The 20,727-nt window shown below is 36.3% G+C and carries 15 protein-coding genes; 3 read left to right on the top strand and 12 right to left on the bottom strand.

What is annotated here, in order from left to right; all coding sequences use genetic code 11:
• Positions 1–306: 306 nt before the first annotated feature.
• Both dat and pepV read right to left on the bottom strand, forming a co-directional pair.
• On the bottom strand, positions 307–1,158 hold the full coding sequence (gene dat / locus SJW71_RS06415; protein ID WP_431811873.1) for a D-amino-acid transaminase: 852 nt from the start codon (positions 1,156–1,158) through the stop codon (positions 307–309).
• 27 nt (positions 1,159–1,185) lie between these two features.
• Entirely contained in the window at positions 1,186–2,592 is a 1,407-nt protein-coding gene (gene pepV, locus SJW71_RS06410) for a dipeptidase PepV (protein ID WP_312506621.1), read from the bottom strand.
• Positions 2,593–2,949: 357 nt separating this feature from the next.
• Between pepV and SJW71_RS06405 the strand changes: the two genes are divergently transcribed.
• Together SJW71_RS06405 and SJW71_RS06400 are read left to right on the top strand one after the other, a co-directional pair.
• Positions 2,950–3,171: a DeoR family transcriptional regulator gene (locus SJW71_RS06405; protein ID WP_049667439.1), complete on the top strand. Its 222-nt coding sequence runs from the start codon at positions 2,950–2,952 to the stop codon at positions 3,169–3,171.
• Between the two features lie 292 nt (positions 3,172–3,463).
• The gene (locus tag SJW71_RS06400; protein ID WP_274794131.1) at positions 3,464–4,633 is read left to right on the top strand and encodes an MDR family MFS transporter; all 1,170 of its coding nucleotides are present in this window, start codon (positions 3,464–3,466) and stop codon (positions 4,631–4,633) included.
• Between the two features lie 92 nt (positions 4,634–4,725).
• On the opposite strand, the gene SJW71_RS06395 is transcribed toward SJW71_RS06400, so the two are convergent.
• From SJW71_RS06395 to asnB, 4 genes are all read right to left on the bottom strand, one after another.
• Positions 4,726–6,237: a diguanylate cyclase domain-containing protein gene (locus SJW71_RS06395; RefSeq protein ID WP_431811872.1), complete on the bottom strand. Its 1,512-nt coding sequence runs from the start codon at positions 6,235–6,237 to the stop codon at positions 4,726–4,728.
• Between the two features lie 160 nt (positions 6,238–6,397).
• Positions 6,398–7,111, bottom strand: coding sequence for a pseudouridine synthase (locus tag SJW71_RS06390; protein WP_274794133.1), 714 nt, complete (start codon positions 7,109–7,111; stop codon positions 6,398–6,400).
• 10 nt (positions 7,112–7,121) lie between these two features.
• Complete coding sequence (locus SJW71_RS06385; protein ID WP_274794134.1) at positions 7,122–8,735, bottom strand: putative polysaccharide biosynthesis protein; 1,614 nt, start codon at positions 8,733–8,735, stop codon at positions 7,122–7,124.
• Positions 8,736–8,999: 264 nt separating this feature from the next.
• Positions 9,000–10,850 carry an asparagine synthase (glutamine-hydrolyzing) gene (gene asnB / locus SJW71_RS06380; protein ID WP_274794135.1) on the bottom strand — a complete coding sequence of 617 codons (1,851 nt, stop codon included), beginning with the start codon at positions 10,848–10,850 and terminating at the stop codon, positions 9,000–9,002.
• Between the two features lie 287 nt (positions 10,851–11,137).
• Between asnB and SJW71_RS06375 the strand changes: the two genes are divergently transcribed.
• Positions 11,138–12,388, top strand: coding sequence for an NAD(P)/FAD-dependent oxidoreductase (locus SJW71_RS06375; RefSeq protein WP_274794136.1), 1,251 nt, complete (start codon positions 11,138–11,140; stop codon positions 12,386–12,388).
• A 41-nt stretch (positions 12,389–12,429) separates the two neighbouring features.
• Here the strand turns inward: SJW71_RS06375 and SJW71_RS06370 are convergent, their stop codons facing one another.
• From SJW71_RS06370 to SJW71_RS06345, 6 genes are all read right to left on the bottom strand, one after another.
• Positions 12,430–13,122 carry an AIM24 family protein gene (locus SJW71_RS06370; RefSeq protein WP_274794137.1) on the bottom strand — a complete coding sequence of 231 codons (693 nt, stop codon included), beginning with the start codon at positions 13,120–13,122 and terminating at the stop codon, positions 12,430–12,432.
• Positions 13,123–13,382: 260 nt separating this feature from the next.
• The gene (locus tag SJW71_RS06365) at positions 13,383–14,651 is read right to left on the bottom strand and encodes an L-lactate MFS transporter (RefSeq protein ID WP_274794138.1); all 1,269 of its coding nucleotides are present in this window, start codon (positions 14,649–14,651) and stop codon (positions 13,383–13,385) included.
• A 762-nt stretch (positions 14,652–15,413) separates the two neighbouring features.
• A complete protein-coding gene (locus SJW71_RS06360) occupies positions 15,414–16,322 on the bottom strand; it encodes a DMT family transporter (RefSeq protein WP_431811871.1) in 909 nt (302 codons plus the stop codon).
• A gap of 169 nt (positions 16,323–16,491) precedes the next feature.
• Positions 16,492–17,703, bottom strand: a complete 1,212-nt coding sequence (locus tag SJW71_RS06355; RefSeq protein ID WP_431811870.1) for an amidohydrolase — start codon at positions 17,701–17,703, stop codon at positions 16,492–16,494.
• On the bottom strand, positions 17,700–18,950 hold the full coding sequence (locus SJW71_RS06350; RefSeq protein ID WP_274794141.1) for an amidohydrolase family protein: 1,251 nt from the start codon (positions 18,948–18,950) through the stop codon (positions 17,700–17,702). Before SJW71_RS06350 ends, SJW71_RS06355 begins: the two co-directional genes overlap by 4 nt.
• 43 nt (positions 18,951–18,993) lie before the next feature.
• Positions 18,994–20,553, bottom strand: coding sequence for a glutathione ABC transporter substrate-binding protein (locus SJW71_RS06345; protein ID WP_274794142.1), 1,560 nt, complete (start codon positions 20,551–20,553; stop codon positions 18,994–18,996).
• Between the last annotated feature and the right edge of the window lie 174 nt (positions 20,554–20,727).

Genomic DNA, 20,727 nt, shown 5'->3' with positions numbered 1-20,727 from the left:
ATCTTTAGTTCTTTTCTACCTTGATTCAGAATTGTTTCTATTATTTTAAGGGGTATTTGTTTTCTATTTTTCAAACGCCCACTAAATCAAGGTTGTCGGTAATTCCCCACGATGCAGGTATAATAGCTTTCGATTACTTTTAATTGAAAAGAAGCAATTGTATACATTACATCGACACATGTTCTACGAAATTCAAACGGAAAATTATTCTTTACTATCCTTTTTATTTTACATGACGATACCCAACATTACATCCATAAAAAAAGAACTATCCTTATCGATAGTTCTCTTAAACGTTTTATTTTATTATTTATTTACAGAAATCGGTAATTTCGCCTCAAATGCTTGCTGTAGTTGACGAGTCCACTCACCTGGAACTCCCGCACCAATCTGGTTGCCATCAACATCAATAACAGGTGTAACTTCAGAAGATACGGAGGATACAATGATTTCATCCATAGTTAATAAATCTGCCTTTGTCATCGGTTCTTCAATAACAGGTATATTAATTTCCTCTGCACATTTTAAAATCACTTGGCGTGTAATTCCATTTAAAATAAAGTTATTTGCTGGATGTGTATAAAGCTTACCATCTTTAATACCATAAACATTGGCTGATGAGCATTCTGTGACAATATCACCACGGTGTAAAATCGCTTCATAGCAGCCCTTTTCAGCAGCCTCTTGTTTCGCTAATACTGCCCCTAGTAAGTTAAGAGATTTGATATCGCAACGTAACCAACGAATATCCTCTACAAAAGTGGCCTTTACCCCTTTTTCAAAGTTTTCATATGCACGCTCACCCGCTTTAACATTTCCAGTTAAAACAGCTGGAACACTTGCATCTGGGAACACATGATTACGTGAGTTTGCACCACGAGTGATCTGGAAATATACATGTCCTGTATCTAGATTATTTTTTTCAATTAGCTCATGTAGTAATTTGTGTAAAACGTCTTTTGTATAAGGAATAACAAGACGAATTTTTTCGGCGCTCGCATAGAAACGATCAATATGTTCTTGTGCTGTAAACATGTTTCCGTTATAAACTTTAATTACTTCATAAATTCCATCACCGAACTGATAGCCTCTGTCTTCTGGCGATACTGCAATCGATCCTTCTTCAACAATTTGATCATTCCATAATGAATATGCCATATTTCATTCATCCTTTTCGTCTTTGAGTTATTTTTTTCCTGCAAGTTCAACAATCGCTTCAGCATATATTGCCGCTGCTTTAACAAGGTTTTCAACCACAACAAACTCATCCGCACGATGCGCTACATCTGGCTCTCCTGGGAATAACATCCCGAATGCTACTCCTTTTTTCATCACACGTGCATATGTCCCACCACCTGTTGATAATAGAGGTGTTTCTGTATCACCTGTTTGACGTCTATAAATAGAAGCCAATGTTTGAATAAATGGATCATCTTCGCTAACATAATGTGGCTTTGAGTCGTCCTGAATATCTAGAGAAAACCCTTTTTCAACAGTTAAGCGTTGTGCAGTTGTTATTTTTTCATCAAATGGATAAGACACAGAATAGCGCATACTGATTACTAAACTGCCACCTTTATTGACATCATAGCTTACGATTCCTGGATTTAATGTTGTCTGACCCGACATTGCATCCTCAAATTGTAAATCAAGCTGATGCCCATAATGATCCTGATAAAAAACATCTGCGATAAAGTCGACAAATTGTTTACTTGCTTCTGTCGTCAATTCTTGCTGTAAAAATGTTGCAAGATAAACAGCTGCATTGACACCTTTTTCTGGCTCCATTGCATGTGCTGCTTTACCTTTGATAGTTATTATATAGCGAGAGTCCTCCATTAATAAAGAGCCTTCTAGCTGATTTTTGCTTAAAAATGTTTGAAAATTCTGTTCGAGTCGTGCTGAGACGTGCTGAAGTGTAGCTTTAGCAAAATCAGGTACCATATTTGGGCGCTTTCCAGCATTAAATAGTAGTAGCTGTTCTTTCATTGCATCACCCATTTTATTTTGAGAGAACACAAGCTCAGCAATGCCTTTTTCAGCATTAATGAGCGGGAAATCCGCATCTGGTGCAAAACCAATTGTCGGCATTTCTTCCTTTTTGAAATAGTGGTCGACACAGCGGAATCCTGTTTCTTCATCCGTACCAATAATCATTCGTACTCTTTTTTCTAAAGGAATACCTGCATCTTTCACAAGTTTCATGGCCATCCATGCCGCAATAGTAGGGCCTTTATCGTCAATCGCACCACGAGCATATAATTTACCATCTGCTACTGTGCCACTGAATGGAGGGTATGTCCAATCGGCTTCATCTCCGATCGGGACAACATCCACATGACATAATATACCTAATAGTTCCTCTCCTGTACCCATTTCAATATGTCCAGCATAATTATCAACATTTTTCGTTTGCAAACCTTCATTCTGACCTTTTGCTAGTAACCATTCAAGCGCTTGAAGTGGACCATCTCCAAAAGGTACTTCAGTAGTTATTGTATTCTCGTCGAGAATACTATTAATTCGCACAAGCTCCTGTAAATCTTGTATTAATTCATCTTGCCTTTCTTTTGCAGCCTGTAACCAATCCATACCATGTTCCTCCTTCAACGTATTAACATTATTCTACACCTTACAACATATATGACAATCAGCTTTCTGACAACTATTTTCAGTAACTTCTACTTACACTACCACATATAGCATGTTTTTCACGTATTCCCACAAAATACAGTATAAATTTTATGTTTAAAATGTAAATTTCTCTTGCATTCACTAGAAAATTAAGTAGTTTTTCTATATAATAAAGTTATCAGAATTATTGTTCTGAATATAAAATTAGAAAAGGGGATGTCTAAGGCAGCTACTTATTAGCCTAAGTGCACTCCGCACATATTGTCGTCCGCTAGTCTTTGCCAAGAGAATTAAGATGAAGGAGTGGTTCATTTAATGAAACCAACTACTGATCGAATGCTTAATCGTATTAAAGACGTGTACATGTTTATTTTAGACAAAGGAACCGTGTCTACACAGGATTTAGTCGAAGAGTTTAGTATCACTCCTCGCACCGTTCAAAGAGATTTGAACGTGTTAGCCTTTAACGATTTGGTGATGAGTCCAAGTCGAGGCAAATGGACAACGACGAAGAAAAAAGTAAAATTGACGTCTTAGTTTTACGTTTTGTACGTAAAGCATTTGTTTGGAAAAGAATGGCCTTTCGTCGGGGTCATTCTTTTTTGTCTTTAAAAGGTTAATAGATTTTTGTGAGTTGTTGAAGAGTGGAATTATTGGTTAAAGAATCTTATTTTCAATCCATTCGATTAGTTGTTTGAATTAGACACTTCACTTTATTATCTTTATAAAATGTTACCCACGTTCTTCATCAAAAGTATTTTGACTATTTACAGTTGCTTAACAATCCGTTAAACTCGAAACATTCTAAATGTTGAGAGGAGGATTTTAAATGAAATTTTCTACGTTGTTTCATCCATTAGTTTGGATTATTTTAGGTGGAACAATCTTCACTCGTATTGCAAGCTTTATGGCAATGCCCTTTTTAGCTATTTATCTACATAATGAAATTGAAGCCTCCCCTTTACAAATCGGGTTAACGATTGGTATTGCCCCGCTTATTTCCACTGTTGGTGGTTTTTTTGGTGGTTATTTAACAGACCGCTTCGGTAGAAAAAGTGTTATTCTCCTAACAATCGTCGTTTGGAGTCTTGTATTCTTTGGCTTCGCAACCGTTCATGCTGTTTGGCTTTTTGTACTATTCAATGCTTTGAATGGTCTTTGCCGTTCATTTTTTGAACCATCCACACAAGCATTAATGATTGATTTTACACCTGCTGATAAACGAAAAAGACTATTTTCATTACGTTACACAGCCATTAATATTGCCGCTGTCATTGGACCAATAATCGGTGTATACATTTCACAGCTCTCCAGTCCAAGCATCCCTTTTATGCTGACAGGTATTATGTATATTATTTACGCTGTATTTTTATTTTTCGTGTTAAATCGTTATCAAATGCAGCAACCAAAAGCTGTCGCTCAAACAAAAATTCTAAGTACATTCACAATCCTTTTAACAAATCGTGTCCTACTTAGCTTTATTTTTGGTGCGATCTTAATCAATATTGGATACTCCCAATTTGATTCTACATTACCGCAAATTATTGAACTAAAAATAGACGATGGTGCGAAGCTTTATTCTCTATTAATCTCACTCAATGCGGCAGTCGTCTTATTATTACAATTACCGATTAGTATTGTGTCAGAGCGTTTTTCATCATCCTCAACATTGTTAGTGGGAATCCTGTTCTTTGCACTTGGACTCTTTTTGTTCGGTTTCTCCAATAACTATACGCTTTATATTATCGCTATGATTATTTTTACCATTGGTGAAATATTTGCCTTCCCAACGATGAATGTCATGATTGATGAAATTGCGCCTGATACCCAAAAAGCTACTTATCTTGGCGCAGCACAATTTAAAAATTTAGGAGGCTTCATTGGTCCAATCATAGGTGGTTGGCTATTAACTCATTATATGAATGCTATGTTTGCTGTCATCGCCATTCTTGTATTATGTAGCTGTATCTTTTACAGATCAAAAACAACAACCCATTAACCTTTCGGTATAGCGACATTTGCTGAATTAAAACAAACGCTCCATTTCTTAAAAATAACCAATCTGGCTATCAATGAGAATGGAGCGTTTTTTTAAATTTTATAATGGTTGTCCGCAGCGACTTCTTGATAACTAGAATATTGATCTTTACCAGCATTTTTAGATTGATAGAGCGCCTTATCTGCCCTTTCAAATAAGCTCATTTCTGTATCTTCAGCAAAATAAAGGGAACCCCCCATACTCACAGATAAGACAGACCATTTTTCACTTGTCCGTCCCTCATATTGAACGGTTCTTATTTGAGTCAAAATACTCTCTGCAATTTGCTGCATATGTTGTTCTGTTGTATCGTACAAGACAATGGCAAATTCATCTCCACCGAATCTCACAACAAAACCGTTGTTTTTCACTACACGCTTTAAAATCAAGGCTGTTTCAATCAGGATATGATCCCCTTCTACATGCCCATATTGATCATTCACTTGCTTAAAATTATCTAAATCGATTAACAATAAACCTGGCACATTCATTTTTCTTTTTCTTAATAAATTGTCAATCTTCCGTATATAAGTAGCACGATTATAAACACCTGTTAACGGATCAAAGGTCGCCAAGTGGATTGTTTTAGATAAAATTTTATTAATAACTAATAACATAATAAAGGAAGTTAGTAAAGCAATGGTTAGTAAAATCCAAAATTGTTGTGTATTTTTTTGGAGTGCTTCAATTTTAGTAAAATTGACAAATTTTACATAAACCACTCTTTTTGAGGACTCTCCTCTCACTGTCTCTGCTTCATAAGGCAAAAAAAGATGTGTTTCTATATAACTATGATCTAAGGTTTGATATTCAACTGGCTCCATTTTTTTCTTGGCTAGCTCAAAATATTTTTGAAATTGTTCGGAATGATCTTGCACGTTGTTCCGCTTTGTTCTTGAATTATCAAAGAAAACTCCACCAGCGTTAATAGTTTGCACTTCTACTAAATCTTTATATTTAGCAATTAAGTAATCGGCGGTTTTCTCAAAATTAAAGGTTTGAAAGACCGGATCATTCAATAAATCGATACCTAGCTCCAGCAAATATTTTTTATCATGTGTTGCTAAATAGCCAAATTTTCGGTATTCCCCTGTCGTCGTTGAAATATCAATTCCATCTGAATAAAACTCACCGCTAGCGCGTCGCTCATCCAATAAAGCAGAGAAACGTTGACAGCAACGCGAAAAATCCAAGCCAATATCTTTTGCAAATGTCGAGTAAGTGACTTTGTTGGATTGATCTACTATGTAAATATCCATCCCATGTTTATTTTTCATTTCTTGTAAATCCCAAGTAGCAATATTAGGGTTTTCACGGTAATAATTTTTTAAATTTCTAAGTTCCTGCTCCATTTTCTCCGACATATTTTTATCAAAATAGAAATGAGCATTATCAATTGTTTGCATATCTGTCAGAATATGATTTTCAATTAACACTTTATTCATGGCTACTTGCTTTTCTATATCCGCCACTAGTATTTGTCTGTTTACATATGAAATGACAGCTACGAGTATAACTGCAAAAGCTATTAAAGATAGTAATAATTTAATACGCAGGTTCTTCATTTTTTTGTCCTCTACTTATTTACACTATCATATTTTGGAAACATTTAGAGAAATGATAAGTTCCATGACTATATCACCATAACTCATTTCATATTATACAGTTACTGTTCTTATACTGTATATAAAAATCCCCGATGCTATATTAGCATCGAGGAATTGGTTAATGATTGTTTTGTAAGCTCTCAAGCTCTTCTGATGTCAACTCGCGATATTCACCTAACGCTAGGTTATCATCTAATTTTAGATTCCCCATGGATAAACGCTTTAAGTACGTTACTCGTTTACCTACCGTCTCGAACATTCGCTTTACTTGATGAAATTTGCCTTCCTGTATCGTTAGCTCAATTTCTGATTGCTGCGCAGATTTTAAGATTACAAGCTTTCCTGGCTTTGTTATATAGCCATCATCTAATTCCACTCCATGAGCAAACTTCTCTGCATCCTCTTCCGTCACTACGCCATCAATCTGTGCGTAATAAACTTTTGGTACGTGTTTTTTCGGAGACAATAAGTTATGAGCTAAGATACCATCATTTGTTAATAACAGCAAACCCTCCGTATCTTTATCTAAACGGCCTACTGGGAATGGCTGAAAATGCTGGTGTAATGGTTCTAATAAATCAATAACTGTTTCATCTCTTAAATCTTCTGTGGCAGAAATAACACCAGGTGGTTTATTCATCATAAAATAGACAAACTCTGTGTACACGACGCGTTCTCCAAACACCGACACATTCTGCTGTTCAGGGTCTACGTGTAATGCTGCATCTTTCACATAAGCACCATCCACTGTGACAGCTTTTTGCTTTAATAGCTGCTTCACTTCCTTACGTGAACCGTACCCCATATTTGCTAGTAATTTATCTAAACGCATTGTACCACTCCTATTTTATACCCAGTTTACTCGTAATACGAGTCAATCGTTCACCCAATAGCTTTTGTGCTAAACCTAAACGGAGTGATAAAAAGCCATAGACAGCTGCACCGACTCCGGCACAAACAATAGAAAATAGTAATGCTGAGAATTTACTATCAACTGGCCCCATTAATAATTCCAATAATTTATGCACAATCAATACGCTAATGGCCATTGCCATTGTTAATAAAGCAATTAACATAACACGACGAACAACCATTTCTGATCGATAATTTAATGTTTTTCGTAACACAAGGATATTGATAATAATTGATACGCTATAACCAATAGCCGTTGCTACAATAGCACCATCTGCCTCCAGCCAGCGGATTAATGGGATATTTAATGCAAGCTTGACGAAAATCCCTGATAATAAGCTGAAAACAATCCACTTTTGAAAATCGATCCCTTGTAACAAGGCAGCAGTTACTTGGAATAAAGCAAATAAAATGGCAACCGGTGCATAATGAGCTAAAATGGTTGCACCCATTTCACTTTCCGAATAAAGCATAAAGTAAATTTCATTTGCTAATAGAGAAATCCCTACCACTGCTGGCAATGTAATAAAAATTAAAATTTGATAGGTTTTATCCATTGCATGACGTAGTGATAAATACTCGCCCTGAGTGTAATACTTAGTAATGGTCGGGACAAGCGCCATGGAAAACCCTGTTGCTAGCATAACGGGAATGATTACAACCTTATGTGTCATAAAGTTGATCATTGATAAATACGTATCAGTCACCTCAGCTAAACCAATCGATGTCATCGCTCCATTAAACGTGAGCATGTCGACTAATTGGAATAAAGGATTGGCTACCCCAACAAACACCATTGGTATGGAGTAGGTAATGACCTCTTTGTAAATATTAGACATAGGCAGCTGTGTGGACGTTACACTTTGACTACGTAGTAGATTGAATTCTGGCTGATACTTTTTCCAGTAATAATACAAAACACCTAATCCACCAATTGCTCCAATAAAGGCAGCAAATACAGCAAAGGAAATCGCTGTCTCTGGTTTACCTTTGAACACAATGACTACTAGGAAGGAACCACCCAGTAACACAACAATTCGCACAATTTGTTCTACTAATTGAGAAACTGCAGTAGGCTCCATTTTGTCATAGCCTTGGAAAAAGCCACGCCATAGACTCATAAATGGGACTACAATTAAAGCAAAGCTGACCCAACGTATGACTGAAGCAATTTGTTCGACTGTAAAGACCTGTTCCTCACTCTTAATGACCAGCCCTGCTATTGGCGTTGCAAGAAGAAAGAGTGCAATAAATGCCGCGAAGCCTGTCACCATCATAATGAGGATGCCTGATTTCATTAGCTTGCGACCTGATTGATAATCTCCCATTGCATTATACTTGGAAACGAACTTAGAAACCGCGATTGGCGCACCTGAAATGGCTATTGCCAACATGATAGAATAAGGGATATATGCATATTGATAAAGTGCGATGTTCTTCTCACCCACAATTGCATAAAACGGAAAAATATAAATTAATCCGAGGACCTTCGATAAAAACATCCCCATTGTTAATATCGCAGTACCTTTCATTAAATTGGACATCATACCCATCCATTCATTGTAAAATCAATATTAATATCGTAACACTTTAAAGGCTCTTATAAAACATTTTCCTTACTCATACACGACATGCAAACGCTGTCACCTTGTAAATGATTTAAGTAAACCAATTGTAATCTTACCACATTTATAGGAAATGAGACGCATAAAAACACCAAAAAGTTCATTCATAAAGAAACTTGATGAAAAAAGGCCTTAAAATAATCGGTGAGGATGTAGAAAATCCCCACCGATTTGAATATTTCTTTATACCATGTCCACGAAGAACTTTTTGTACCATACTAGGAATACATAAGCTGTCCAAATATAGCGACCACGATTTGCTTTTCCTTCATAGTGCTCATCTAAATAGCCTACTAATTGTTTTGTATCAAAGAATTCATTCGCAAAGTCAGTTGTAAACATTTCTTTTACCATGTTGTAATACTTTTCTTCACGTAACCAGTGACGAATTGGCACTGGGAATCCAAGTTTTGGACGTTTTGCCCATTCTTCTGGTAACTCTTGATGTGCAGCTTGACGTAACACATACTTTGTATCAATATCATTGACACGGTATCTAGATGGAATATCTTTCGCTAATTCCATAACTTCCTTATCTAAAAATGGTACACGTAATTCGATCGAATGTGCCATACTCATTTTATCTGCCTTTAATAAAATGTCACCTGGCATCCAAAGGTTTAGATCTAGGTACTGCATTTTTGTCACATCGTCATCACCAGGGACTTCATCATAAATACGTTTTGTAATCGATTTGACAGATGGGGCATTTTTATAAGCAGGCTTTAGAACATTGATGGCATCTACTTCATCCCAAACTACTGCTTCCCCAATAAAACGTTCTTCTACTGTTTGGGCACCTTTAATAAGGAAGTTCGTATATTGATTTTTCGGTAAAGCTTCTGCCATTCCGCGTAATGTTTTACGAAGACCTAATGGTAGTTTTTCGTATTTTTGCATTCTTCCTGAATTTTGATACCAAGCATAGCCACCAAAAATTTCATCAGCACCTTCACCTGATAGGACAACTGTTACATCTTTTGAAGCAAGCTCCGAAAGGAAGTAAAGTGGTACTGAAGATGGATTAGATTGTGGCTCGTCCATATGCCATTGAATTTTAGGAAGTGCTTCAAAGCACTCATCTGCCGTAATGTATCTACGTTCATTTTGAATATTTAACGTATCTGATAAATCTTTTGCAAGGTTTGTTTCATTGAACATATCTTCATAGTCAGCAAATCCAACTGAGAAGGATTTATCTGGGCGTAATAAAGACGTTATATAACTAGAGTCAATACCACCTGATAGGAATGAACCAACCTTTACATCACTAATTTTATGAGCCTCTACAGACTCTTTCACAGTGGAACGAATATCTTCAATATATTTTTCTATCGGTGCTTCTTTTGCATGGAATTTTTTATCCCAATATTGAACGATTTGCTTTTGACCATTTTGAATCAGCATATAGTGTGCTGGTGGTAATTTAAAGACACCTTTAAAGAATGTTTCATCCATAGATGAATACTGGAATGTTAAATACGGGCGTAATGCCTGTTTATTTAATTCTTTTATAAAAGAAGGATGTGGTAAAAACGATTTAATTTCAGAACCGAAAATAAATGTACCATCTGTTGTATGCTCAGAGTAGTACAATGGTTTAATACCAAAGCCATCACGAGCGATAAATTGTAAATCATTCTTTTTATCCCAAATACAGAAGGCAAACATCCCACGTAATTTTTTCACAAAATCTACGCCATATTCTACATAACCATAAATAATAACTTCACTATCTGATTGTGTTTTAAAAGTATGACCTTTTTCAATTAAATCTGCACGCAGCTCTTGGAAGTTAAAAATCTCTCCATTAAATACAAGCACGATATTGCCGTCTTCACTATATAATGGTTGATTCGCTACGTCTGATAAGTCAATAATACTTAATCGACGGAAACCTAACGTTACTTTATCGTCACTATGAATACCGCCGCTATCCGGTCCGCGGTGAATAATTGTATTCATCATATTTTCTATTGTTTGATGATGATCAATCACATTTGTTCCATTAATATACCCTATAAATCCGCACATTCTATTTTTCACCTCATAATTTAGTGCATAACCTTTACCATAATAGCACGAAAAGACATTCATTTCATGCTGACAATGCTAATAAAGGAAAACTTTCATCGTTATAATTGAATAACAAAGATTATTGTGTTTCATTCTACTATAAATAGTGTTCATCATGAAAGATGAGATAAAGAATTATAAAACACTTTTCTATTATTTTCAATGTCAAACAAGCCCCCTCTCTATATAGACTTCATGTATAATAGGAAAGATTCCTAAATTGAACAGAAAGTGAGTTTCTAACTATGTATGATGTAATCGTGATCGGTGGTGGCCCATCTGGTTTAATGGCGGCAATTGCTGCTGGAGAGCGTAAAAAGAAAGTTTTATTGTTAGAAAAAGGAGCGAAACTTGGCAAAAAATTAGCCATTTCTGGCGGTGGACGCTGTAATGTTACAAATCGTTTGCCTGTCGAAGAAATCGTAAAGCATATACCTGGTAATGGTCGTTTTCTCTATAGCCCGTTTACCGTTTATAATAATGAAGATATTATTACATTTTTTGAAGGGCTTGGTGTGGCACTGAAGGAAGAGGATCATGGCAGAATGTTCCCTGTGTCAAATCGTGCACAAGATGTTGTCGATGCGTTGATTAGGCAGCTTCAACATCTCCATGTCGAGGTTCGTTTACACACAGCCGTTAGTAAGCTTGTTATGGATGAGGAAAAAATTCTTGGTGTACGTCTTGCTGATGGCTCAGAAGTTCGTAGCCAAGCAGTCGTTGTGGCTGTTGGTGGTAAGGCTGTCCCACAAACAGGTTCAACAGGAGACGGCTATCCATGGGCAGAACGGGCTGGCCATACAATTACAACATTATTTCCAACTGAAGTCCCCGTTATTTCAAAAGAGGATTTTATACAAGCGCGTGAGCTTCAGGGGCTAGCATTACGTGATGTGGCTGTATCTGTGTTAAACAAAAAGGGTAAGGTGCTCGTTACACATCAAATGGATATGCTCTTCACCCATTTTGGCTTAAGTGGTCCTGCTGTTTTACGCTGTAGTCAATTTGTTGTCAAAGAATTAATGAAAACAGGCTATGAGCCAGTGACCATGCGTATACAAACACTAGTTGATTATAATGAGGAAACATGTTTGCAATATTTAAATAGGCTAATCAAGGAAGATCCAAAAAAGGCAGTGAAAAATGTTTGGAAGGGCATTGCCCCTGAACGTTGGCTATTATTTTTATGTGAACGAGCAAATATCGATGTCCAATTGACAGGTGCCGAATTATCCCAAGATAAAATCCGTCAGCTAGCACGTTTACTAGTGAACTTCACATTGACAGTGAACGGCACACAGTCACTTGATAAAGCCTTTGTTACAGGCGGTGGTGTCTCCGTAAAAGAAATCGAGCCGAAAACAATGGCTTCTAAGAAAAAAGAAGGATTGTTCTTCTGTGGGGAAATTCTTGATATTCATGGCTATACAGGAGGCTATAATATCACCTCCGCCCTCGTAACAGGACGTATTGCAGGAATGAATGCGGCTTTATAATAGAAGAAAAAGCGTGTCCGAGAAAAATGGACACGCCTTTTTTAGCTTTCACTAGACATATAAACTTCTTCAAACGGCTGGATAATAACAAAGCCCTCACCTGAAAACGCCATCTGGATAGATTCACCACTACCACGACCGATAAAGGTACGGAAGCTGATATCCGTTTTAAATTCAGGTGTTAGACTGCCTGACCAAGCAACAGTAGCATGTGGATCAGTATAGACAGTTTCACCTGGTTTCACTAATAACGTCAATGGTTCAAAATGTGTTGTAATCGCTACTTTTCCTGTACCTTGTAATGTTACATTAAATAAACCGCCTGACATGATGCCAGCCATTTTACGCATTAAACGGATATCCCAGTTGATGCTAGGTTCAAAGGCCAGTAAATCATTCCCATTTACACAAATACTGTCGTTTTTCAAATCAAAGACCGTTACTTTCTTTCCTTGGTCCGCTAAGTATAATCTGCCCTTTCCGCTAGCTTTCATTAATTGCGTTCCTTCACCTGTTAACGCCTTTTTAAACATCTTGCCAAGCCCATGCTCTAAAACACGCTCACGTTCAAATTTAATGTCTCCAGTATAGGAGATCATGGCGCCCATTTTCGACCATACTTCTCCGTTTAAATTAACCTCTAATACACGTTCCGTTTCCAATTCGAAATAATCATTTTCATTGTCATCCTGTTGTGTTTTATTAATAAATTCATCTAAAGAAAATTTCCCCATAATGAATCCCTCCCTAATTACCTTATATACGTTTTTCTTTGAGAAAAGATTCAAATTTTAACTGTTTGTTCCTTATCCCGTGTTTCGTTACAAATTTTCTCTTTTAATAACGAAATCACGTTATTTCCAGTAATGTTATTGACATCCTTTGTGGACTGTTATACATTAAACGAAGAAATAACGATTGTTATATAACACTCACTGCAAAAAAATACTATATAAGTGCCATGTGCGAAATGACACCTATATAGTAGTTCAAATTATTGTGTTGCAGAGACGTCTCCAACATCTTGTGCTGCTTTTAAAGCTGTTCGTTTACGTACATCTGCACGTAGTGTTATTGAAATAATTAACGAAGCAGCAATTAATCCAGCGAATACATAGAATACTGGAATATAGCTTCCATAAGCGTTTTTAATTGTACTTACTAACAACGGTCCAAAAATACCACCCAATGACCAAGTTGTTAATAAATAGCCATGGATAACACCTAATTGTTTTGTACCAAATAAATCACTTGCAAACGCAGGTAAATTTGAGAATCCACCACCGTAGCAACTAACCACTAAGAAGATAAGTGCTTGGAAAATTATCACGTTCGTTGTATGTGGTAAAACGATAAATGTAATTAATTGCGCTATAAAGAAAATAACGAATACGTTTGAACGACCGATATAATCCGATACAGCAGCCCAAATTAAACGGCCACCACCATTAAATAACCCCATGATTCCTACCATTGCTGCAGCACCTGCAACAGATAAACCGACAATTTCCTGTGCCATAGGCGAAGCTACAGATATCATCATAATTCCCGCTGTTACATTGACTAAGTGCATTGACCATAACATCCAGAAATGCTTTGTTTTGACAGCTTCACGTGCTGACATAACTGCTAAATCTTTTTTAACAACTTCTTTGCCATTATCGGCAGCTGCCTTCATATTAGCTGGCATATAACCAGGCTTAGGCGGCGCTATATATGAAGCCCCTAAAATCATTAACGTGAAATAACTTGCCCCTAAAATAAAGTATGTTGTAGAAATACCGACTGCCTCCATTAAGTTGGCTGCAACCGGTGCTGTAATTAGTGCCCCAGAACCAAATCCAAGTACGGCCATACCTGTTGCAAGGCCACGGCGATCTGGGAACCATTTTACAAGTGTTGATACAGGTGCAATGTAACCAATCCCCATACCTAATCCACTAAGTACACCATAAGTTAACCAATACATCACAACAGAATCCATTGAAATCGCTACACCAGCACCAGCTTGTCCTGCTCCAAATAAGACAGCTGCTACCATTGCCGATTTACGTGGCCCCATTTTTTCTACTAAGCTACCAAATAATGCTGCTGAAAAACCAGCAAGCCCCATCATAATAGTAAAGGCAACCGTTACCTTTGTTTCACTCCATCCCATTTCCGTGACAATCGGTAGCTTGTATACACTGTATGCATAGGCTCCACCGATGGAAAGGTGAATAGCGATTGCAGATAATGCAATTAACCATCTATTTTTATTCATAAATTCTCATTTCTCCCCTCTTTTGCTACCTGTGAAAATTCTATGAACGTCCATGTAAAACAATTTACCACTTAGAATTATTCAAATGCAAGTGGTTTTTTGAAAAAATATTATTTCTCCAAAAAGTATTTTGTTTTTTCATTATCGTTCTCCTGCATACAAACCTTACAGTCTCTAAGTAGAACGAGGATTATTCTACAAAAAATACGACACCATTTAGCTATTATTACTTTTCTACTCTATTATCAGAATAACCATAAATTATATTAAAATAATAAATTTTGTGTATATTATCACATTCACTAAGTGTATACGTCTTCTATCTCTAGTCATATTCTATTAACAAACATTTATATTCTTCTGCATATTAAATTAATATAATGTAGAAATTTTCAAAATAAAACAGAATTTTTTGGCCAAAACAAACGAAATTTACGCGCTTAAAAAAAGGATAGAAAATTCAAAAGGAGCTTGTTTTTTACTTAAACTTACAAAAATTATCTTTATAAACAATACATTGGATGTATATTTCGCAAAATATTATAAATACCTCCTTCATTTTATTATTCAAATATATATTTTCCTTACTGTAAATCTAATACTTCCCTCTACTAACTAGCATAAATTGCTTGTATTGACCTTAAATATTCTGTAATAAGACCAATTTTAAAATCATATTGTTTTTGTGCAAAAGTAAAAAAGCAGCTAAAAAGAAAACCAATATACTAGAAATCATTTCAGCATACTGGTTGGTAAAACACTCTATTCATTTGTTCTTCTTTTTAAAAACTGCAATATTTTTATTTCCTTATAGTAAATACATAATATAATTCCAATTAATATTAATAAGGATCCATACAGTTGAATGCTAGTGGGAAATTGTTTTAAGAATACAGCACTTAATAACATAGCTATCGCTGGTTCAAAATTCAATAAAAGTGAAGCATTCGTTGACCCTATCTCCTTCATTTTTTGATTCCACATTAAATTACTAATCCCATGAATAACAATCGCCGATAAAATTAACAGCAACCAATATGGAGTTGCAACATGCCAATTAGTCTGCGGTAAAATGGTAAAGGAAAAGGGTACAAGCACCAGTAGTCCAATTAAATTTGTATAAAAGGTAATCAACTGTGCAGAGATTTTTAGACTAAGGTGGTTCACAATAATTAGAAACAAGGCAAAGCTTAGCATTGTAATTAAACTTAGCACCTCACCCTTACCGATTGAAATCGAGATAAGTGCTCCTTTTGTAATTATGAGACCAACCCCTACAAAAGAAATGATTGCACCTAGCCAAAAAATGCCGTTCCGCGATTCATGATAAATCATTTTATTTAGTAATGATGTGACAATCGGTGCACAGGCTAAGATTAAAGCCGCGGTGATAGGAGAGGTGTGCTGAAGACTGGCATAAAAGCTATAGTGATTAATGGAGACACCTAGTATGCCTGCAATGACCAATAATACTAGATCATTGCGTGTAAATGCTGTTCGGTTAATTGTTTTCCAACTAATACATCCTAAAAACAGAACAATGACAATCAATCTAAAAATGGCGACTGTTATAGGAGCCCAATGGTCAATTAAAATAGAGCCAATTATAAAGTTACTGGCCCAAAAAAATACACAGCTAAATAAAATCATATAGATGGTGAGTTGTTTCATATCTAAATTGCACCTGCATTTAAAGAGACTTCTACATAAGTTATGGTAAAACTATTAAAAATCTACTTTCCTTTCTATTATTCACGTATCTATTACAACATAAGTATAGCAAACTAGAAAACTTCTAGTTTGCTATGTTAACTAAATAAGGGGGATTTAGTTGTTTGTACTAGTTGATAAATTTTCCTTTCGACATAACCACTCGATTAGATGGTTTGCGTGCAATAACTTCAGCACTTGATACTGCGTCAAAGAATACAAAACTTGCTTCGTCCTTCACATTCGGCCAAACCTTCTGGCCATTTGCATCCAATGGTGTCACACCATTTGTAATATATTTTAACGTTTGTCGAATAGAGCGTTCATCCAGTTTACGAGAAATATCTGCAAACGTCGTCGCTTTTTCTAAAATATCTCCTGAGCCATACGGACTCCAAGAATCATAAAATCCATCACAGCCAAAGTGGACATCAACTCCGTGCTCTGTCAGAAAATCAATCGGTGGGATTAAGCGTCTTAAATCGAATGGCACGGTTGACATAATTTTCACTTGTTGTTGTGCTAATCGTTCAGCAATTTTGTGCTGCTCCAGTAAAGATACATCACCAAGTGAAAAGGCATGACTAATCGCCGTTCTACCTTGATATTTTGCATCTTCAACGATATCGATCCATTTATCGATTGTATAATAGCCAACATGACCACCGTCATGAAGGTGAATATCAACATCTACATTAAATTCCTGTGCGATATCCATCACTTCATATAACGAAGGTTCTATTGAATTATCAATCCCTGCTGGATCAAGACCACCAATCATTGTCGCCCCATTACGTAAGGCTTCACGCAATAGTTTAGGGACATCATCTCTTAATAAGCCGTGCTGTGGAAAGGCAATAACTTCTGATGTCACAACATCTTTATAATCCTCCAATGCCGCTAGTACGCCCTCTAAATTTTTCAAGCCAATGTACGGATCGATATTAACATGTGTACGAATATGATTGGCGCCATTTTGAACGATTTTTTCAATCATTGCAGCCGCGCGTTGTTTACCTGTTGTAGCAAGAATGGATAACTCTTGTGCTTCACGCTCAAGTCGTTCCTTTAAATTCTTAACTGGTACACATGCTTTCCAAGGTAAAGATAAGTATGTTTTATCTAAGTGATTGTGCATCTCCTTAAAGGCAGGTAATAAAAGCTTCCCTTTCATATCTGTTACTTCATTTGGAGAATCGACTGCCTGCGTTGCTGGTATAATTTGCGAAATAAACCCATCTGTAATTTCAAGATTAAAAAGCTCCACTTTCGTACCAACTGTATCATTTTCTTTTATATATTCTCCTGTTTCAAGTAGAACATTTATAAGCCAATGCTTCATCTAAATTCTCCTTTCAACTCTCCTACATCCTGTAAGTGAATTATTTTGCCTTGTGAAATAACAGTAGTAATTGGGCATCTTCTCGCAATAACATGAGCAGTGCTAACACCATCTACTAACAACATATTAGCTTTATCACCAACTTGTGGCCAAACGCGCTCTCCAGCGTCATTCAATGGTGTAATCCCATCAGAAGCGTACTTCCATGCACGACTTAATGAATATTCATCTATAAAACGGAATCTCTCCGCCATTACATTTAATTTCATAATCGTATTGCCTGTACCGTATGGTGACCAATGATCCGTTAAACTATCATGTCCTACAGAAACCTTTACTCCATTGTTATAAAGATAAGGAATTGGTATGGTCGAACGATTCAAGTCTGTTGGGACAGTAGTTGTGACGTCTATTTGTACAGCAGCCATTGCTTGAACTAAATTTTCTAATCGTGACTGTTCTAAATCGGCAAGTGCCATCGCATGGCTAATTGTTACTTGACCTTCTTTTTTCGCCTGTTTCGTTAGTTCTATCAATTTATAAAATTCAAATTCACCTAATGTATTAGCTGTATGAATATGAATATCGATTCCTGCATGATAGTCTTGGGCAATACCCATCGTAGTTTGTAGGGATTTTTCAATATTACGGTCTACAATAGATGGATCAACACCCCCAACAAGCGTTGCGCCCATTGCCATTGCTTCACGGATCAGTCCTTCCACATTGGAGCGTAGTAAGCCGTGCTGTGGAAAGGCCACAATATCATAGGTAATTTGATCTTGATATTTTTCTAAAACCTGTTTTGTAATTTCGATATGCTTAGTTCCTATTTGTGGGTCAACATTACAATGTGAACGAATATAGGTATGTCCTTGTGAAATGAGCCACTTCACCATTTCCTCTGCTCGATAAGCAGCTGTTGGTAACTGCTTTGGTAACAGCGTTCTTTCTTCTTCAATACGAGTTAATATCCCTTTAGTAATGGGCCTTGGCGCCTGCCATTCTCCACCGAAGTACGTTTTATCGATATGAATATGCATTTCTCTGAATGAAGGAACTAGCAGTTGCTTTTGAGCATCCACTATTTCTACATCTCCAGCAACCACTATATTCTTATCAACTTGTTGAACATGCCCATCTTCGATTAGGACATCATAAATACCTGTACGAGTTGCAACAATGTGTTCATTTTCGCGCTCATATGCTTCTTCTAATCTCACATTTTTCAGCAATAGTTTACTCATAGTTTCCTCCCAATTGGTATTTTCCGTCTATTACCAAATTTGATTACTCTACAATTTCAACGCCACTGATCATCGTGTAGTTAGATGCGTCTAACCAGAAACCTTTTACAGCATTACTATAGACTGCTAAGTGCTCATAGTTACGAACTGGAATATACACCGCTTCATCTAACTCCATTTGCATTGCTTTTTTGTAGATTTCATTACGTGCCTCTTGATTTGATTCAGAACGTCCTTGTTCAATTAACTTGTCTACTTCTGGGTTTGAATAGTAGAAATGGTTTCCTGGTGCTCCCATAGAAGCTGTGTGGAATAGATTATATTGGTTATAATCAGCATCCCCAGTAGCATTACCCCAACCACTAATAAATAACTGATGCTGCTCTTTCGTGATTTCTGAAATAAATGCACCGTATTCCATTACTTGAATTTCAACGTCTAATCCAATACCTTTTAATTGGGATTGAATAACTTCAGCCATATTGATTCGCTCTTTACGATCACTTGTCAGCAATTTAACTTTTGTTCCCTCTTGAACACCAGCTTCTTTTAATAATTCTTTTGCTTTTACTACATCATAGTCATACGGCTTCGTTTCACTAGAATAACCAATGATTTTTGGACTCATTGCTGAATTCGCAAGTGTCCCAACATTATCGTAAATACCACTAATAATTGCTTCACGGTCAACTGCATAGCTAATAGCTTGACGAACTTTTACATCCGATAATAATGTGTCTTTCACATTGAAACCGATAAATTCTACAGCAAGACCTTCTGCACGGAATAGATTCATAGTTGATGAATTTTCAATACGGTCAATTTCTGTAACAGGAACTTGTTCTGCGATATGAGCTTCTCCACTTTCAATCATTGCTAAACGAGTAGAATCCTCTGGCACAACTTTAAATGTTACTTTATCTACTTTCGGTACAGTACCCCAGTAATCTTTATTTGTGTTTAATGTAATTTCTTGACCAGATTTCCAAGATTCAAATACAAATGGGCCTGTCCCTACCGGATGTGTTGCTAATTCGTCAGCCGCTTCCGCAATCGCTTTCGGACTCATCATACTACCTTCTTGGCTTGCTAAAATAGATAAAAGCGGTGCATATGGTTCTTTTAATTTCAATGTAACAACATACGTATCCTCTACTACTACTTCATTAATCATTGATAATTTATCACGCTGTGGTGAACCAGTTGCAGGATCTAAGATACGGTCGAAAGTAGCTTTTACAGCCTCTGCATTAAAATCTGCACCATCATGGAATTTAATGCCCTCATTCAATGTAAACGTCCAAGTGACATCGTCTTTTTGCTCCCACTCTTTTGCTAGTAATGGAACAATTTTACGATCTCTATCAAAAGCAACTAGCGTTTCATATACTTTGCCATGAATAATATTCGCTGAAGGAATATCTGTAATAAAATGAGGATCTAAGCTTGTAGCATCCGCTGCTCTTAATACAACTAATTCTCCTCCTACACTTTTCGATCCCTCTTTGGAATCTTCCGCACTATTATTATTAGCTGTAGAGCATGCTTGCAAAACAAGTACAGTAATAAGTGCCATGAATAAAAACAACTTCATTTTCTTCATAAACATTTCCTCCTTGTGTGATTTGTTACTTACATTTCGAATTATAAAGAAATAAAATTCACTTGTTTTTTAAAATTTTTACGTGTTTTTTAAATTTTCTGACTAATACTCCATAAAATATTTACATTCTTTACGCTTTTCACTAAATTGAAATCAAATCAAATAGAAAAGGAG

Source organism: Lysinibacillus sp. FW12 (assembly GCF_050817245.1).
Lineage (GTDB): Bacteria > Bacillota > Bacilli > Bacillales_A > Planococcaceae > Lysinibacillus > Lysinibacillus irui.
This window is presented reverse-complemented; position numbering and strand designations above follow the sequence as displayed.

Excerpts from the sequence above, each read along its gene's own strand:
- pepV (WP_312506621.1), bottom strand. The coding sequence starts at position 2,592 with ATGGATTGGTTACAGGCTGCAAAAGAAAGGCAAGATGAATTAATACAA.
- SJW71_RS06350 (WP_274794141.1), bottom strand. The coding sequence starts at position 18,950 with ATGAGTAAACTATTGCTGAAAAATGTGAGATTAGAAGAAGCATATGAG.
- SJW71_RS06395 (WP_431811872.1), bottom strand. The coding sequence starts at position 6,237 with ATGAAGAACCTGCGTATTAAATTATTACTATCTTTAATAGCTTTTGCA.
- SJW71_RS06365 (WP_274794138.1), bottom strand. The coding sequence starts at position 14,651 with ATGAATAAAAATAGATGGTTAATTGCATTATCTGCAATCGCTATTCAC.
- SJW71_RS06355 (WP_431811870.1), bottom strand. The coding sequence starts at position 17,703 with ATGAAGCATTGGCTTATAAATGTTCTACTTGAAACAGGAGAATATATA.
- dat (WP_431811873.1), bottom strand. The coding sequence starts at position 1,158 with ATGGCATATTCATTATGGAATGATCAAATTGTTGAAGAAGGATCGATT.
- SJW71_RS06370 (WP_274794137.1), bottom strand. The coding sequence starts at position 13,122 with ATGGGGAAATTTTCTTTAGATGAATTTATTAATAAAACACAACAGGAT.
- SJW71_RS06385 (WP_274794134.1), bottom strand. The coding sequence starts at position 8,735 with ATGTCCAATTTAATGAAAGGTACTGCGATATTAACAATGGGGATGTTT.
- SJW71_RS06405 (WP_049667439.1), top strand. The coding sequence starts at position 2,950 with ATGAAACCAACTACTGATCGAATGCTTAATCGTATTAAAGACGTGTAC.
- SJW71_RS06375 (WP_274794136.1), top strand. The coding sequence starts at position 11,138 with ATGTATGATGTAATCGTGATCGGTGGTGGCCCATCTGGTTTAATGGCG.
- asnB (WP_274794135.1), bottom strand. The coding sequence starts at position 10,850 with ATGTGCGGATTTATAGGGTATATTAATGGAACAAATGTGATTGATCAT.
- SJW71_RS06360 (WP_431811871.1), bottom strand. The coding sequence starts at position 16,322 with ATGAAACAACTCACCATCTATATGATTTTATTTAGCTGTGTATTTTTT.
- SJW71_RS06400 (WP_274794131.1), top strand. The coding sequence starts at position 3,464 with ATGAAATTTTCTACGTTGTTTCATCCATTAGTTTGGATTATTTTAGGT.
- SJW71_RS06390 (WP_274794133.1), bottom strand. The coding sequence starts at position 7,111 with ATGCGTTTAGATAAATTACTAGCAAATATGGGGTACGGTTCACGTAAG.
- SJW71_RS06345 (WP_274794142.1), bottom strand. The coding sequence starts at position 20,553 with ATGAAGAAAATGAAGTTGTTTTTATTCATGGCACTTATTACTGTACTT.